Below are 14,756 nucleotides of genomic sequence, written 5' to 3'. Positions count from 1 at the left end.
AGACTGTCGCCGTGACTTCCGCCGTGATCGCCGCCGTGGTGGCCGTCCTGCTCGTGGCGATCGGTGTCGTGGGCATCGTCGTCCCCGTCCTTCCCGGGAGCGTGACGATCGCGCTCGGCCTGCTCGTGTGGGCCATCTGGGGCGGTTCGCCCTGGGGCTGGATCGCCTTCGCCGCCGGAATGGTGCTCGTCGCCGTCGGGATGGGGTCGCAGTACGTCCTGACGGGACGGACGCTGCGCGCCAAGCAGATCCCCAACCGGTCCGTCGTCATCGGGCTGGTCTCCGGCGTCGTCGGGCTGTTCGTCATCCCGTTCCTGGGGCTTCCGATCGGCTTCGTGGCCGGCCTGCTCGTCACCGAGTACGTCCGGGTGCGCGATCTCAACACGGCGCTGTCGACCAGTTGGGCCGCGGTGAAATCCGTCGGCGCGGGCATGCTCATCGAGCTGTGCTGCGGGCTGGCGGCCGCCGTCGTGCTAGCGGTCAGCGTGCTGACGTCGTTCCTGTGATCCTGCTCAGTCGCTGTCGCCGACGCGCGGGCGTCCCATCTCCACCGCGCCCACGTACCCGCAGGCCAGCGCGTAGGCCGCCAGCCTGATCGCCTCCTCGTCGGGAAGGTAGCGCTCGTGGTGCAGCCCCACCTGGACGCGGTCGGTCATCGCCGCCGGGGTTCCCGTGCCGGCGAACATCATCACCGAGGGGATGCGTTCGCAGTAGGCCGAGAAGTCGTCCGAACCGCACGAGCGGAAGGGGCGCCGCGCCAGCCGCACCCCCGTGTGCTCGATGAGGGGATCGATGACGTGCACGAGCGCGTCGTCGTTGTAGAGCATCGCGCCGCCGGTCACGACGCGGACGTCCGCGGTCGCCCCGCGCGCCGCGGCGGACAGCTCGGCGAGCCGCCGGATCTCCGCGTGCACCTGTTCGCGGTCGCGGTCGTTGGTCGTGCGGACGGTCCCCATGCAGGACGCGCTGCCCGCGATGACGTTCGGGGCGGTGCCGCCACCGATCTTCCCCACGGAGATGACCGTCGGGTGGGTCGGGTCGATCGACCGCCCGGCCAGGTCGCCCAGGCCCGTGATGATCGTGGCGAGGATGCCGATGGGGTCGAGCGAGACGTGCGGGTAGGCGCCGTGGCCCGGCTGGCCGTGCACGGTGATGTGGAACTCGTCGAACGCGGCGTTGACGGCGCCCGCACCGGTCGAGATCACTCCGGCCGGGACCCGCGGCTGCACGTGCACGCCGAGCATGGCGCGGATGTCGTGCTCCTCCAGCACGCCGGCCGAGCAGACGTCGTTGGCTCCCGACGGAGAGATCTCTTCGCGCGGCTGGAAGACCGGCACCATCGCCACGGGCAGCTCCACCCCCTGCGCGGCCTGCAGCAGCGACCACAGCGCCGCCATGTGCACGTCGTGGCCGCAGGCGTGCATGACGCCGGGCCGCGCGGAGGCCCAGTCGAGCCCGGTGCGCTCCTGGACCGGAAGGGCGTCCAACTCGGCGCGTAGGCCGATGGCGGGACCGTCCGGACCGAGGCGCCCGTACATTCCGGTGCCCGCGACCGGACGCCAACTGAGCCAGTCGAGCTGGCTGTGCAGCGTCTGTCGCGTCGGTGCCTCCTCGCCGCCGACGAAGGGGTGGCGGTGGATGAGGCGGCGCAGCTTGCGCGCCTCGGGTTGGACGCGGTCGATGCCCGCGGTGAGCTGGTCGAGGAGATCGGAGGCAGAGGTCATGGCGCGCCCACTCTAGCGCCGCGGGGTCACGTCCCCCCGGGGGCGCACGGGGACCTCAGCCGTGTTCGCCGGGGCTGCGGAACAACCACACGGTCACGCTGACGCGCACCGGTCCCGCGGTGACGTCGGCGTGGGGCTCGTGGAAGGCGTTCGGCCCCATCATGATATGAGGTCGCGGACGTCGCCGGCGGCGGCGTCCACCTCGTAGTCGAGCGTCGTGCGCGCCACCGGCTCGAGGAACCCCGACGTCGACTTCAGCAGCCGGTCGTCCTTGTCCGGCTCGACGCCGAGCAGCGCGTAACGCTCGCGCAGGTTCTCCAGGTGGTGCGGGGCGGGGGTGACGACGACGGCCAGCCCGCCGGGGGTCAGCACGCGGGCGAACTCTTGGGGATTGCGCGGGGCGAAGACGCACAGCACCGCCGCGAACCGGCGGGACAGCAGCGGCAGGCCCGCCCAGACGTCCCCGACGACGGAGGCCGCCCGCGGATGCGCCTTCGCGGCGCGCTTCGCGGCGGCGACCGAGACGTCGATCGCGACCCCGCGGGCGGCGGGGTTCCGATCGAGCGCGGCCTCCAGGTAGTACCCGGTCCCGGCGCCGACCTCGGCGATCACGGACGAATGCGCCAGTCGGCCCGCGACGGCGTCCGCGATGGGGCGGTAGTGCCCGGTCGCGAGGAACCGCTCCCGGGCGGCGACCATCGCGGCGGTGTCGGCGTTCGCGGGCGGCGCGGAGCCGAGCAGGTTCACATAGCCCTGCTTCGCCAGGTCGTAGCGGTGTCCCCGCGCGCAGCCGAGCGCGCGCTCGGCGGGCCCCAGCGCCGACCCGCAGACCGGGCAGGCGAGGAGGCCGCGCGCCGCGGACAGCGTCATCGGGTCACAGGGCCGGGATGCTGCCGCCGTCGACCGGGATCATCGAGCCCGTGACGTAGGACGCGGCGTCCGAGAGCAGGAAGGCGGCGACGCGGCCGAACTCCTCGGGCTGGCCGACGCGCTTGAGCGCCGCACCGGCGCCCATATCCTTCAGCGCCTGGGCGGGGTCGTCGGCCTGACCCGTGAGGAAATCGATGCGTGCGGTCTGGATGGTGCCCGGCATCAGCCCGACGACGCGGGAGCCCTGCGGGCCGAGTTCGCCGGCGAGCTGCTTGAGCACCATCGCTAGGCCGGGGCGCATGCCGTTCGACAGGGCCATCTCTGGAAGAGGGGACTTCACCGAGCTCGACAGCACGAAGGCGAGCGAGACAGGGCCGGCGGCGGCCGCGACGACCGCCCGGGCGGTGCGCACGGCGGCCAGGAACACCGAGTTGAACGCCTCGGTCCAGGTGTCGTCGGCGACGTCCAGGACGCGGCCCTTGGGCGGCCCGCCGACGCTGACGAGGGCGCCGTCGAGGCGTCCGAACCGCTCCACGGCCGCGGCTGCGACCTTCTCGGCCGTGCCGGGCTCGCCCAGGTCCGCGGCCAGGTACGCGGCCGCGTCCTCGCCGAGGTCCGCGGTCAGCGCGGCCAGCTTCTCCTCGCCGCGGGCAACGAGAAACACCTTCGCGCCCTCGGCGGCGAGCTGCTGCGCCGTCGCCTTACCCAGGCCGCTGGAGGCGGCGGTGACGAGGAAGACCTTGCCGGTCAGTCCGAGATCCATGGGGTTACTCCTTCGGTGCGGTGCTGGAATCAGTCGGGTGGTCGGGGACGGCGGCCAGCGGGGCGTCGTGGCTCTCGCCGCCGGACGCCGCGGCCGCGCGGGCGTCCTCGCGCCTCGCCCGGGCCTTGCGGCGGTCGCGGACGTCGTTGCGGATGAGGATCACCAGCCCGATCGCGGCGATGGCGGTGAACGAGAACCACTGCAGCGCGTAGGACAGGTGCGGGCCCTCGTCCAGGGGCGGCGGTTCCACCTGTGAGAGGCCACCCGATTGCGCGGGCTGCACCTCCAGCAGGCCGATGTAGCCGTCCACCAGCGGAACGCCCATTGATTCGCCGATCTTGACGGAGTTGATGAGCCGCACCGAGCCCTCCAGCGGGACGGTCGCGTTGTCGGCGCCCTGCTCGTTGCGGCGGACGTGGCCGACGACGCTCACCTGCCCGGACGGCGGGGCCGGCAGCGCGGCCGGCGGCGGGAAGTCCTGGCCGGGCGGCCGCGGGGCGAAGCCGCGGTCGACCAGCACGGTGCGGCCGTCCGTCGCGCGCAGCGGGGTGACGACCTCCCAGCCGGTCTGGTCGCCGTTGGAGCGGTAGCGCACCAGCAGTTGATGGGAGGCGTCGAACGTCCCGGTGACGCGCACGCGCTGCCATTGGTCGGCTTCGGTGATCGGCCGGTTCATCACGGACGCGAAGTCGGCGACGGGCTTGTTCTCGTGCTCGACGACGACCGCGTTGCGGGCGCGCCGCTGGTCGAGCCGGTCGAGCTGCCACTCGCCGAGCCGCACGAACAGCAGCGCGAGGGCGACGACGAAGACGCCCATCATGATCCAGCGCGCCCACGGCTTGCTGTCGGGGTCGCGGCTCGCGCCCATCGTCCTCACTGCGGCTCCTCCTTCGGCCGTTCGTCCTTGTCGTCCACGTCGCCGGGGATGATCAGCCCCGGGGGCAGCGCGGCGTACCGCGTCGGCTCCGCGTCGTCCTGCTCGACCACCGTGCGCCGATCGATGGCGTTGGCCAAGATGACCGCGACGCCCGGCAGGATCGCCGCGGCGATGAACGCCGCCCAGTTCCAGGGCAACGGCAGGAAACAGCCGAAGAGGAAGCAGGCGACGCGGAACGACATGGTGATCAGGTAGCGCTTCTGCCGCTCGTCGGCGTCGAGGCTGCGCGGCTTCCGGGCGCTGGTGATCAGCGTCGGACGCGGGTGCGTAGCCCTCCCTGCCATAGCGGCCACTCTACGCGCGCCCGGCGATGGCGCCGCATCGCGTCGGCGCCGTTCCCACCAGGGGGCGCTGCGGTAGCGTGTGCCCGATGAACGAGACCGCATCCCCCCGCAGCGTCCTGGTCACCGGCGGCAGCCGGGGCATCGGCCGCACCATCGTCGAACGGTTCCTGGCCGACGGCCACCGCGTCACCTGCGCCAGCACCAGCGGCGAGGCGCCCGCGGGCGCGCTCGGTGTGGCCTGCGACGTCACCGACGCCGCCCAGGTCGACGCCGCGTTCGCCGCCGCGGAGGAGGCGCACGGGCCCGTGACCGTCGCCGTGGCCAACGCCGGCATCACGCGCGACACCCTCATCCTGCGGATGTCCGACGACGACTGGGACGCCGTCGTCGACGTCAACCTCAAGGGCGCCTTCCACGTCGCCAAGCGCGCCACCCGCTCGATGCTGCGCGCGAAGGGCGGACGTCTCGTCTTCATCGGCTCGGTCGTCGGCCTGCACGGTACGCCCGGCCAGGTGAACTACGCCGCCACCAAGACCGGCCTCATCGGCATGGCCCGCGCGCTGACGCGCGAGGTCGGCAGGAAGGGCATCACCGCGAACGTCGTCGCGCCCGGCTTCATCGAGACCGAGATGACGGCCGTCCTCCCCGAGGAGCGCCGCGCCGAGTACCTCGCCCAGATCCCGGCCGGACGGCTCGGGTCCACCGACGACGTGGCCGCCGCGGTCGCCTTCCTCGCCTCCGACCAGGCCCGCTACATCAGCGGCGCGGTCGTCCCGGTCGACGGTGGCCTCGGCATGGGGCACTGAACCGAGAACCGTAGTTCCAGCGAGAAGGGAAGCACCGTGGGAATCCTCGAAGGCAAGAACGTCCTGGTCACCGGCGTGACGATGACCAACTCCATCGCCTACAAGGTGGCGGAGATCGCGCAGGCCGAGGGCGCGAGCGTCGTCATCTCCAACTTCGGGCGCGCGCTGTCGCTGACCAGGCGCATCGCGAAGAAGCTCGACCCGGAGCCCGCGGTCCTCGAGTTGGACGTCACCAGCGAGGAGCACCTCGCCGGGCTCGCCGATGCGCTGCGGGAGCAGGGCTTCGACCACCTGGACGGCCTCGTCCACTCGATCGCCTTCGCCAACCCCGAGACGGCGCTCGGCGGCGCGTTCCTGTCGACCGAGTGGGGCGACGTCGGCACGTCGCTGCAGATCTCCGCGTACTCGCTGGTCAGCCTGACCCGCGCCTGCCTGCCGCTGATGGGCGAGGGCGGCTCGGTCGTCGGCATGACGTTCGATGCGCGCATCTCGTGGCCGTCGTATGACTGGATGGGCGTGTCGAAGGCGGCCCTGGAGAGCGCCTCGCGCTACCTGGCCCGCTACGTCGGCGAGCAGGGCATCCGGTCGAACATCGTCTCGGCCGGCCCGCTGGACACCATCGCCAAGAAGGCGATCCCGGGGTCGTCCTCGTTCAACGACATCTGGGCCGAGCGCGCTCCGCTGGGCTGGGACGCCACCGACACCACCCCGGCGGCCAAGGCGGTCGTGGCGCTGCTGTCGGACTGGTTCGCCTCCACCACGGGCGAGATGATCCACGTGGACGGCGGCCTCCACTCCACGGGAGCCTGACCAGCCCCGTGCGGCGTCCGCACGCGCGAGGGGAGCGGCGGGTAGATTGAGCCCCATGCAATCTGTCGCTGAGCTGGCCGGGGTGTCCGTCGTCCGTGGCGGTGCCACCCTTCTCGACGACATCGACTGGCGGGTGAACGAGGGTGACCGCTGGGTCATCATCGGTCCGAACGGCGCCGGCAAGACGACGCTGCTGCAGCTGCTGAGCGCCTCCCTGCACCCCACCCGAGGCTTCGTGCAGCTGCTGGGGGAGTACCTGGGCGCCGTGGACGTCTTCGAGTTGCGTCCGCGCATCGGCGTCGCCTCGGCGGCGCTGGCCGATCGCATCCCGCGGGGCGAGGCCGTCGGCAACGTCGTGGTGTCGGCCGCCTACGCCGTCGTCGGCCGCTGGAACGAGCGCTACGACGCCATGGATCTGGCCCGCGCCGGGCAGCTGATGAAGCAGCTCGACATCGCCCACCTGAGCAAGCGCACCTTCGGCACGCTGAGCGAGGGCGAGCGCAAGCGGGTGCAGATCGCCCGCGCGCTGATGACCGACCCCGAGCTGCTGCTGATGGACGAGCCCGCGGCCGGGCTCGACCTGGCCGGACGCGAGCGGCTCGTCGCCACGCTGGGCGGCATCGCGGCCGACGAGGAGGCGCCTGCCATGGTGCTCGTCACGCACCACCTGGAGGAGATCCCGGCGGGCATGACGCACGCGCTGCTGCTCAAGGACGGCCGGATCGTCTCGGCCGGCGACATCGCGGACGTCTTGACCGCCGAGAAACTGAGCGAGACGTTCGATCTGCCGTTGGAACTCACCGAGTCCGACGGCCGCTGGAGTGCCCGCGCGCTGACCTGAGCGGTCGCGCACCAACCGCCGGGGAGGACGACATGCCGCAGTGGTGGCAGGAGAACTGGTGGGCGATCTGGTTCGCCCTCGCCGGGGTGCTGGCCGCCGCCGAGATGCTCACCCTCGACCTGACGCTGCTGATGCTCGCCTCCGGCGCCCTCGCCGGCGGCGTCGTGGCGATCGTCCTGCCCGGCGTGCTGTGGGCGCAGGTGCTCGTCGCGGTGGCCGTGGCGTTCATCACGCTCTTCCTGGTGCGGCCGATGCTGCGTCGCCGGTTCCAGCTCTCCCCGGGTTACCGCAGCTCCGTCGACAAGATGGTGGGTAGCGAAGGGACCGTGACCCGGCAGGTCACGGCGTCCGGCGGCGAGATCAAGGTGAACGGCGAGGCGTGGAGCGCGCGCAGCTACGACGGCGAGGACATCGAGCCGGGCGTCGTCATCGAGGTCTTCGAGGTCGACGGCGTCACGGCGGTCGTCTACCCGCGCCACCGGCCGCTGACGGGCGGCAGCCCGTCCTGATGCCCCGCCCGCCTCAAGGGTGGGCTGTAGGGTGAGACAAAGCCCCACAGGAGGTCCCCATGCCCTTCGTCTCGCTCATCTTGATCATCATCGTCGTCGTGGTCGCCGTCGTCGCGCTGGTCTCGTCGGTCCGGGTGATCCGCCAGATGCGCATCGGCGTCGTCGAGCGTGTCGGCCGGTTCCACAAGACGCTCGATCCCGGCCTGCACCTGATCGTCCCCATCGTCGACCGGGTGGCGCACAACATCGACACCCGGGAGACCGTCGTCCCGTTCCCGCCGCAGGGCGTGATCACCGAGGACAACCTGATGGTGAGCATCGACTCCGTCATCTACTTCCAGGTCGTCGACCCGGTGCGCGCGGCGTACGAGGCGCAGAACTACATCCAGGCGATCGAGCAGCTCACCCAGACCACGCTGCGCAACATCATCGGCGGCATGGACCTGGAGCAGACGCTGACGAGCCGCGAGGAGATCAACCAGAAGCTGCGCGCGGTGCTCGACGACGCGACCGGCAAGTGGGGCATCAAGGTCAATCGCGTGGAGCTGCGGTCGGTCGAGCCGCCGGCCACGATCCGCGACGCGATGGAGAAGGGCGCCCGCGCCGAGCGCGACAAGCGCGCCTCCATCCTCCTGGCGGAGGGTCAGCGGCAGAGCCAGATCCTCAGCGCGTCCGGCGACCGGGAGAGCTCGATCCTGCGCGCCCAGGGCGAGCGGGAGTCTGCGGTGCTGCGGGCGCAGGCGGACCGGCAGGCGTCCATGCTGAGGGCCGAGGGCGAGGCGCAGGCCATCACCACCGTGTTCAACGCGATCCACGCGGGACAGCCCGATCAGGCACTGCTGTCGTACCAATACCTGCAGATGCTGCCGGAGCTGGCCAAGGGCGACTCCAACAAGGTCTGGATCGTGCCCTCCGAACTGAACGACGCCCTCAAGGGCCTCGGGACGACCGTCGGGAGCCTGGCCAAGCAGTTCAACGCGACCGATCCGAGCCAGTTCACCGCCCCGGAGAAGGTGGACGTCTTCGCCGAGATCGAGCAGCAGAAGGACAGCGACGCCAAAGACTCGCAGCGCTCGGTCGAGCAGGCGATCGCCGAGGCGCAGCGCATCGAGAACGCCGGGTCCAGCTCGCTGCGCGGCCGGCGTCGCGGCGACGAGGCGCCGCAGCTGGACGCCGCGGCCGCCGGAGCTTCCGAGCAGGCCGCCCTCGAGCTGACGCCGCTCGAGGAGGACGCCGACCATCCGGAAGCCGCGCCCGCGGCGGCCTCCACGGCCAGCGCGGCGCCGCAGCAGACGCAGGAGGTCTCCGAGCCCCCGACCGGCCAGCCTGCATCGGGGGGCGAGTCCTCCTCGGCCACCCCGCCGGCCACCGAGGAAGGCCGCGACTGATCTGCCGGCCGCCCGAACCGACGCCGCGGTGACCAGCAGGTGACATTCCGGCGGCGAAGCGCGGCAACCGTTGTCCACCCGTGGCCCTCGGCCGCGTGGATGGGCAAGAATGACGGATGACTTGATCGTCGGCAGGGAGGCCGCGCACCTGTGGCGTCCCCGCCGACGGCAGGACCAACGACAAATTGCGAATGGAGTGAGATGTCCACCAACACGACGCAGACCGCGTCAGCGTGGCGCCGGCGCCCAGACGACGCACCGGAGACCATCACGGACGAGACCGTCGACCTTCTCGAGGGCTGGTGGCGTGCCGCGAACTACCTCTCGGTGGGGCAGATTTACCTGCTGGACAACCCGCTGCTGCGGCGCCCCCTGACCAAGGACGATGTGAAGCGCCGCCTGCTGGGCCACTGGGGCACCACCCCGGGCTTGAACTTCCTGTACGCGCACTTCAACCGCGCCATCATCGAGCGCGAGCTGCGCGCGATCTACATCGCGGGCCCCGGCCACGGCGGCCCCGGTCTGGTGGCGAACACCTACCTCGAGGACACCTACACCGAGGTCTACCCCAACATCACCCGCGACGAGGCCGGCGTGGGCAAGCTGTTCAAGCAGTTCTCGTTCCCGGGCGGCATCCCGTCGCACGTCGCGCCCGAGACCCCCGGCTCCATCCACGAGGGTGGCGAGCTGGGCTACTCGCTGTCGCACGCGTTCGGCGCGATGTTCAACAACCCCGACCAGATCGCCTTCACCGTTGTCGGTGACGGCGAGGCCGAGACGGGCCCGCTGGCGACCGCGTGGCACAGCAACAAGTTCCTCAACCCCGTCACCGACGGCGTCGTGCTGCCGATCCTGCACCTCAACGGGTACAAGATCGCCAACCCGACCGTCCTGGCGCGCATCCCCGAGGAAGAGCTGGTCTCGCTGATGAAGGGCTACGGCTGGGAGCCGCTGCTCTTCGAGGTGGACGCCGACGAGGACCACGCCGAGGTGCACAAGCGCTTCGCGAAGGTGCTCGACGAGGCCCTCGACAAGATCGCCGACATCAAGAAGGCGAACGAGGGCGTCGATCCGAAGGACTGCGAGCGGCCGATCTGGCCGATGATCGTCTTCCGTCACCCCAAGGGCTGGACGGGCCCCGCGTCGGTCGACGGCAAGAAGGCCGAGGCGTCCTGGCGCTCGCACCAGGTGCCGCTGTCCAACGCCCGCGACACCGACGAGCACCTCAAGCTGCTCGAGGACTGGCTGAAGTCCTACAAGCCGGATGAGCTGTTCGACGAGGAGGGCAAGCTCGAGGCGCGCTTCGACGCGCTGAAGCCGGAGGGCGACCTGCGCATGTCGGCGAACCCGTCCACCAACGGTGGCCTGGTGCTCCGCGACCTGCTCATGCCCGACTTCCGCGACTTCGGCATCGAGACCGAGGGCCACGGCGGCCCGATGGTCGAGTCGACGCGCGTACTGGGCAAGTTCTTCCGCGAGATCGCGAAGCAGAACCCGGACAACTTCCGCATCTTCGGCCCCGACGAGACGGCGTCCAACCGGCTTCAGGACGTCTACGAGGTCACCGAGAAGCAGTGGATGGCGGAGTTCCTGGACGACGACGACAGCTTCATCGACCAGCAGGGTCAGGTCATGGAGATGCTGTCCGAGCACCAGTGCCAGGGCTGGCTCGAGGGCTACCTGCTCACCGGTCGCCACGGCATGATGAGCTCCTACGAGGCGTTCATCCACATCGTCGACTCGATGTTCAACCAGCACGCCAAGTGGCTCGAGTCCACCGAGGACATCGGCTGGCGGCGTCCGATCGCGTCGCTGAACTACCTGCTCAGCTCGCACGTGTGGCGCCAGGATCACAACGGCTTCAGCCACCAGGATCCGGGCTTCCTGGACGTGGTGCTGAACAAGTCCCCGCGCGTCACCCGCGTCTACCTGCCGCCGGACGTCAACACGCTGCTGTCGACGTTCGACCACTGCCTGCGGTCGAAGAACTACGTGAACGTGGTCGTCGCCGGCAAGCAGCCGGAGCCGGTGTTCCTGAGCATGGATGAGGCGATCGCGCACTGCACGCGCGGCATCGGCATCTGGGACTGGGCTGGCAGCGAGGTCGCCGGCGAGGATCCGGATGTCGTGCTGGCCTGCGCCGGCGACGTCCCCACGCTGGAGACGCTGGCCGCGGCGGAGCTGCTCGAGAAGAGCATCCCCGACCTGAAGGTGCGCGTGGTCAACGTGGTTGACCTCATGCGCCTGCAGGACGAGAAGGAGCACCCGCACGGCATGTCGAGCCACGACTTCGACACCGTGTTCACGGCCGACAAGCCGGTGATCTTCGCCTTCCACGGCTACCCGTGGCTGGTGCACCGGCTGACCTACCGCCGCACGAACCACGCCAATCTGCACGTGCGTGGCTTCAAGGAGAAGGGCTCGACCACGACGCCGTTCGACATGTGCATGCGCAACGACATCGACCGTTTCCACCTGGTGATGGACGTGATCGATCGCGTCCCGAGCCTGCGGTCGCGCTACGCCGGTCTCCGCCAGGAGATGGCGGACCGTCGCATCGAGGCGCGCGCCTACGCGAACCAGTGGGGCACCGACCTGCCGGAGATCGCCGACTGGGTGTGGCCGGACGCCGGCGACGCCGTCGGCAAGGTGGGGGCCACCGCCACCACCGGCGGCGACAACGAGTGATGATCGACTGAACCCTCCCGCGGTCGCGGGGGAGCGAGGGGCCGGTGCCGGAAGGCGCCGGCCCCTCGTCGTGTCCGGCGGGGACCGGGCGGCCGGTCAGGTGTCGGAGCGCAGCCGGGCGACGATCGCGCGCAGGGTGCCCGGGACGAAGCCGGCCGCCATGGCCCGGCGCCACAGCGCCGGCTGGGCGCGCCACAGCGCCGCGCCCCGGCGCAGCAGGACGCGCACCGGCTTGCGGTGCTGGTGTAGATCGCGGCGCAGCCGCAGCGCCGCGACCAGGGTGCGGGGCCGGTCGAGGTAGTACCCCTCGACGGGCAACCCAGCGGCCCGCGCGAGCGGGAGCAGCTCGATCGCGAAGATCCCCTCGGCGATCACCAGGGTGCGGCCGTCCAGCGCGAGCCGGTGCGTGCCCGTGCGCCGACTCGCGGTGATGTCGTAGACGGGGACGTCGGCGACGCCGTCGTCCAGAACCGCCCGAAGGGCGGCCAGCGCGCCGGCGGCGTCCCAGGTGGCGATGTCGTCCCAGTCGATGACGCCGTGCACCCGGGGCAACCCCGGAACGTCTTGGTCGCGGTAGAAGTCGTCGAGCCGGACGACGAGCGCGTCCACCTGGCGCGCGAGCCGCGACTTCCCGCTGCCGGACGGCCCGGCCAACAGCACCAGGCGCGTCACAGGGCCAGCGCCTGGGCGACCTCGGCCCGGACGGTCTCCATCAGATCGCCGGCTTGGCGGCGGGCGGCCGGAAGGTCAGCGGACTCGGCGGGGGAGAGCCGCACCTGCAGGTAGCACTTCAGCTTCGGCTCGGTACCGGACGGCCGGACGACGGCCCGCACCCGGGCGCCCTCGAGCAGCACCGCGTCCGTGGGCGGGAGACCGCCCCAGCCGGCGGACAGGTCACTGACGGCGACGCCCTCGCCGGCGAGCCGGGTGGGCGGCGTCTCGCGAAGCCGCGACATCGCGCCGGAGATGAGCGTCAGGTCGCGCACGCGGAACGACAGCTGCGAGGTCAGGTGCAGCCCGTAGCGGCCCGCGATCTCGTCGAGCCGACGGGCGACGGTGCTTCCCTCGGCCCGCAGCCGGGCGGCCAGCCCGAGGATGCGCACGAGCGTGGAGATGCCGTCCTTGTCGGCGACGGCCTGCGGGTCGGTGCAGTAGCCGATCGCCTCCTCGTACCCGAAGGTCAGGCCGGGGACGCGGCCGATCCACTTGAAGCCGGTCAGCGTGGTCGCGAACGGCTGGCCGTGGGCCTCGGCCATCGTCCCCAACAGCGTGCTGGACACCACCGAGCACGCGTACGTGCCCGCCCGTCCGGCGCGCAGGGCGTCGTCGGCCAGCAGGGTGCCCAGCTCGTCACCGGTGAGCATCCGCCAGCCGTCCGCGAACGGGGCCGCCAGCGCGCAGCGGTCGGCGTCGGGGTCGTTGGCGACGGCCAGGTCGGCGTCCTGCTGCTGGGCCAGAGCCAGCGCCAGGTCGAGGGCACCCGGCTCCTCGGGGTTCGGGAAGGAGACGGTGGGGAACGCGGGATCGGGCTCGGCCTGCTCGGCGACCAGGTGCGGCGCGGGGAGGCCGGCCTTGTCGAGGACGCGGGTGACGACGGCGGCCCCGACCCCGTGCATCGGGGTGTAGACCCAGGTCAGCTCGCGCGGGTCGTCCGCGCCGATCAGCGACGCGGCCCGCGTGACGTAGGCGGTGAGCAGCTCGTCGCCGACGGTCTCGTAGTCGGTCGAGCGGGGGAGCGCCGCGGTCGGCTCGGCGCTGACCTGCGCGATCTGCGCGGCGATCTCGGCGTCGGTGGGCGGGACGATCTGGCTGCCGCCCACGTAGACCTTGTAGCCGTTGTCCTGCGGCGGGTTGTGGGACGCGGTGACGACCACGCCGGCCTCGCACAGGAGGTGCCCGATTCCGAACGCGACCACCGGCGTCGGGACGTGGGTCTCGGTGAGGAGGGGGCGAAGCCCGTACCCGGCGAGGATCTCCGCGGTGTCGCGGGCGAACACGTCGCTGTTGTAGCGGGCGTCGTAGCCGACGAGGACGCGGGCGTCCGGCGCGCCGGCGGCGATCAGGTGGCGGGCCAGGCCGGCGGCGGCGTGCGCGACGACGACCCGGTTCATGCGCCCGGGCCCGGGGCCGAGCGCGGCGCGCAGCCCCGCGGTGCCGAACGTCAGCGGCCCCGCGAAGGCGTCCGCCAGCTCGGCCTCGGCGTCGGCGTCTCCCTGCGCGGCCTGGGCCACCAGGTGGTCGAGCGCTGTCTGCGTGGCCGGGTCGGGGTCGTCCTCGCGCCAGGATCGGATCGCGGCCAGCGTCGCCTCGGTCAGCATCTAGAGCACCTCCAGCAGGCCGGCGAGCAGGGTGCGCAGCCGGCCGACGGCGGCCTGCCCGGCGGCGACGACCTCGGCGTGGCTGAGCGGTTCCCCGGCGAGGCCGGCGGCGGCGTTGGTGACCAGCGAGATGCCCAGCACCTCGAGCCCGGCCTCGCGGGCGGCGATGGTCTCCAGGGCCGTCGACATGCCGACGAGGTCGCCACCGATCGTGCGCGCCATCCGCACCTCGGCGGGCGTCTCGTAGTGCGGCCCGGGGAACTGGACGTAGACGCCCTCGTCGAGGCCCGGGTCGACGCCACGGGCGAGCGTGCGCAGGGCGTGGCTGTAGGCGTCGGTGAGGTCGACGAAGGTGGCGCCCCGCAGCGGCGAGACGGCGGTGAGGTTGATGTGGTCGCTGATCAGCACGGGCGTGCCGGGCGTCCAGGCCGGGTTGAGGCCGCCGCAACCGTTGGTGAGGACGAGGCGGGTGGCGCCCGCAGCCGCGACCGTCCGGACGCCGTGAACGACCGGCGCGACGCCGCGTCCCTCGTAGAAGTGGGTGCGCCCGGTGAGGATCAGCGCGATCCGCCCGGCCGGGGTGCGCACCGCGCGGGCCTGGCCGCCGTGGCCGGCCACGACGGGGGCGCTGAAGCCGGGGAGTTCCGCCAGCGGGCACTCGGCGATCGGCTCGCCGAGCCCCTCGGCCGCGGTGGCCCAGCCGGAACCCAGCACCAGCCCCACATCGATACCGTCGATTCCCAGCCGCCGGCGCAGTTCGCCGGCCGCCTCGTGCGCCGTTGCCGTCGGGTCGTCGAAGTCATTCACGCGCCGACTAT

Annotated in this window: 15 protein-coding genes; 7 read left to right on the top strand and 8 right to left on the bottom strand. The window is 71.8% G+C overall.

Annotated features, from left to right (window positions below; genetic code table 11):
- The first annotated feature begins 11 nt into the window (after positions 1–11).
- Complete coding sequence (locus BN1187_RS10800; protein ID WP_040161606.1) at positions 12–506, top strand: DUF456 domain-containing protein; 495 nt, start codon at positions 12–14, stop codon at positions 504–506.
- A gap of 6 nt (positions 507–512) precedes the next feature.
- Here the strand turns inward: BN1187_RS10800 and BN1187_RS10795 are convergent, their stop codons facing one another.
- The 5 genes from BN1187_RS10795 to BN1187_RS10775 form a co-directional block, all read right to left on the bottom strand.
- Positions 513–1,724, bottom strand: a complete 1,212-nt coding sequence (locus BN1187_RS10795) for a M20 metallopeptidase family protein (RefSeq protein ID WP_040161602.1) — start codon at positions 1,722–1,724, stop codon at positions 513–515.
- 159 nt (positions 1,725–1,883) lie between these two features.
- A complete protein-coding gene (locus tag BN1187_RS10790; protein WP_097677332.1) occupies positions 1,884–2,594 on the bottom strand; it encodes a putative RNA methyltransferase in 711 nt (236 codons plus the stop codon).
- Between the two features lie 4 nt (positions 2,595–2,598).
- The gene (locus BN1187_RS10785; RefSeq protein WP_040161599.1) at positions 2,599–3,357 is read right to left on the bottom strand and encodes an SDR family oxidoreductase; all 759 of its coding nucleotides are present in this window, start codon (positions 3,355–3,357) and stop codon (positions 2,599–2,601) included.
- A 4-nt stretch (positions 3,358–3,361) separates the two neighbouring features.
- Positions 3,362–4,225 (bottom strand): SURF1 family cytochrome oxidase biogenesis protein, encoded by an 864-nt coding sequence (locus tag BN1187_RS10780; protein WP_052462610.1) that lies wholly within the window; start codon positions 4,223–4,225, stop codon positions 3,362–3,364.
- Between the two features lie 5 nt (positions 4,226–4,230).
- A complete protein-coding gene (locus BN1187_RS10775) occupies positions 4,231–4,578 on the bottom strand; it encodes a DUF3099 domain-containing protein (RefSeq protein WP_052462609.1) in 348 nt (115 codons plus the stop codon).
- Positions 4,579–4,664: 86 nt separating this feature from the next.
- Here BN1187_RS10775 and fabG point away from each other — a divergent pair, with 86 nt between their 5' ends.
- The 6 genes from fabG to BN1187_RS10745 all read left to right on the top strand — a co-directional run bounded on the left by fabG (position 4,665) and on the right by BN1187_RS10745 (position 11,620).
- Entirely contained in the window at positions 4,665–5,384 is a 720-nt protein-coding gene (gene fabG / locus BN1187_RS10770; RefSeq protein WP_040161596.1) for a 3-oxoacyl-ACP reductase FabG, read from the top strand.
- A gap of 36 nt (positions 5,385–5,420) precedes the next feature.
- A complete protein-coding gene (fabI, locus tag BN1187_RS10765; RefSeq protein ID WP_040161593.1) occupies positions 5,421–6,194 on the top strand; it encodes an enoyl-ACP reductase FabI in 774 nt (257 codons plus the stop codon).
- 55 nt (positions 6,195–6,249) lie between these two features.
- Positions 6,250–7,035 carry an ABC transporter ATP-binding protein gene (locus BN1187_RS10760; protein WP_040161591.1) on the top strand — a complete coding sequence of 262 codons (786 nt, stop codon included), beginning with the start codon at positions 6,250–6,252 and terminating at the stop codon, positions 7,033–7,035.
- A gap of 32 nt (positions 7,036–7,067) precedes the next feature.
- Complete coding sequence (locus tag BN1187_RS10755) at positions 7,068–7,544, top strand: NfeD family protein (protein ID WP_040161588.1); 477 nt, start codon at positions 7,068–7,070, stop codon at positions 7,542–7,544.
- Positions 7,545–7,603: 59 nt separating this feature from the next.
- Complete coding sequence (locus BN1187_RS10750; protein ID WP_082034655.1) at positions 7,604–8,932, top strand: SPFH domain-containing protein; 1,329 nt, start codon at positions 7,604–7,606, stop codon at positions 8,930–8,932.
- A 201-nt stretch (positions 8,933–9,133) separates the two neighbouring features.
- On the top strand, positions 9,134–11,620 hold the full coding sequence (locus BN1187_RS10745; protein ID WP_040161586.1) for a phosphoketolase family protein: 2,487 nt from the start codon (positions 9,134–9,136) through the stop codon (positions 11,618–11,620).
- A 96-nt stretch (positions 11,621–11,716) separates the two neighbouring features.
- On the opposite strand, the gene BN1187_RS10740 is transcribed toward BN1187_RS10745, so the two are convergent.
- The 3 genes from BN1187_RS10740 to BN1187_RS10730 are packed head-to-tail and all read right to left on the bottom strand — an operon-like array spanning position 11,717 to position 14,745.
- Positions 11,717–12,292: a hypothetical protein gene (locus BN1187_RS10740; RefSeq protein WP_040161584.1), complete on the bottom strand. Its 576-nt coding sequence runs from the start codon at positions 12,290–12,292 to the stop codon at positions 11,717–11,719.
- Positions 12,289–13,938 (bottom strand): phospho-sugar mutase, encoded by a 1,650-nt coding sequence (locus BN1187_RS10735; RefSeq protein ID WP_040161582.1) that lies wholly within the window; start codon positions 13,936–13,938, stop codon positions 12,289–12,291. Before BN1187_RS10735 ends, BN1187_RS10740 begins: the two co-directional genes overlap by 4 nt.
- The gene (locus BN1187_RS10730) at positions 13,939–14,745 is read right to left on the bottom strand and encodes a purine-nucleoside phosphorylase (RefSeq protein ID WP_040161580.1); all 807 of its coding nucleotides are present in this window, start codon (positions 14,743–14,745) and stop codon (positions 13,939–13,941) included.
- Positions 14,746–14,756 lie beyond the last annotated feature (11 nt).

Source organism: Nigerium massiliense (assembly GCF_000826085.1).
GTDB lineage: Bacteria > Actinomycetota > Actinomycetes > Propionibacteriales > Propionibacteriaceae > Propioniciclava > Propioniciclava massiliense.
This window is presented reverse-complemented; position numbering and strand designations above follow the sequence as displayed.

Excerpts from the sequence above, each read along its gene's own strand:
- BN1187_RS10790 (WP_097677332.1), bottom strand. The coding sequence starts at position 2,594 with ATGACGCTGTCCGCGGCGCGCGGCCTCCTCGCCTGCCCGGTCTGCGGG.
- BN1187_RS10750 (WP_082034655.1), top strand. The coding sequence starts at position 7,604 with ATGCCCTTCGTCTCGCTCATCTTGATCATCATCGTCGTCGTGGTCGCC.
- BN1187_RS10775 (WP_052462609.1), bottom strand. The coding sequence starts at position 4,578 with ATGGCAGGGAGGGCTACGCACCCGCGTCCGACGCTGATCACCAGCGCC.
- BN1187_RS10745 (WP_040161586.1), top strand. The coding sequence starts at position 9,134 with ATGTCCACCAACACGACGCAGACCGCGTCAGCGTGGCGCCGGCGCCCA.
- BN1187_RS10780 (WP_052462610.1), bottom strand. The coding sequence starts at position 4,225 with ATGGGCGCGAGCCGCGACCCCGACAGCAAGCCGTGGGCGCGCTGGATC.
- BN1187_RS10785 (WP_040161599.1), bottom strand. The coding sequence starts at position 3,357 with ATGGATCTCGGACTGACCGGCAAGGTCTTCCTCGTCACCGCCGCCTCC.
- fabG (WP_040161596.1), top strand. The coding sequence starts at position 4,665 with ATGAACGAGACCGCATCCCCCCGCAGCGTCCTGGTCACCGGCGGCAGC.
- BN1187_RS10795 (WP_040161602.1), bottom strand. The coding sequence starts at position 1,724 with ATGACCTCTGCCTCCGATCTCCTCGACCAGCTCACCGCGGGCATCGAC.
- BN1187_RS10735 (WP_040161582.1), bottom strand. The coding sequence starts at position 13,938 with ATGCTGACCGAGGCGACGCTGGCCGCGATCCGATCCTGGCGCGAGGAC.
- BN1187_RS10755 (WP_040161588.1), top strand. The coding sequence starts at position 7,068 with ATGCCGCAGTGGTGGCAGGAGAACTGGTGGGCGATCTGGTTCGCCCTC.
- BN1187_RS10760 (WP_040161591.1), top strand. The coding sequence starts at position 6,250 with ATGCAATCTGTCGCTGAGCTGGCCGGGGTGTCCGTCGTCCGTGGCGGT.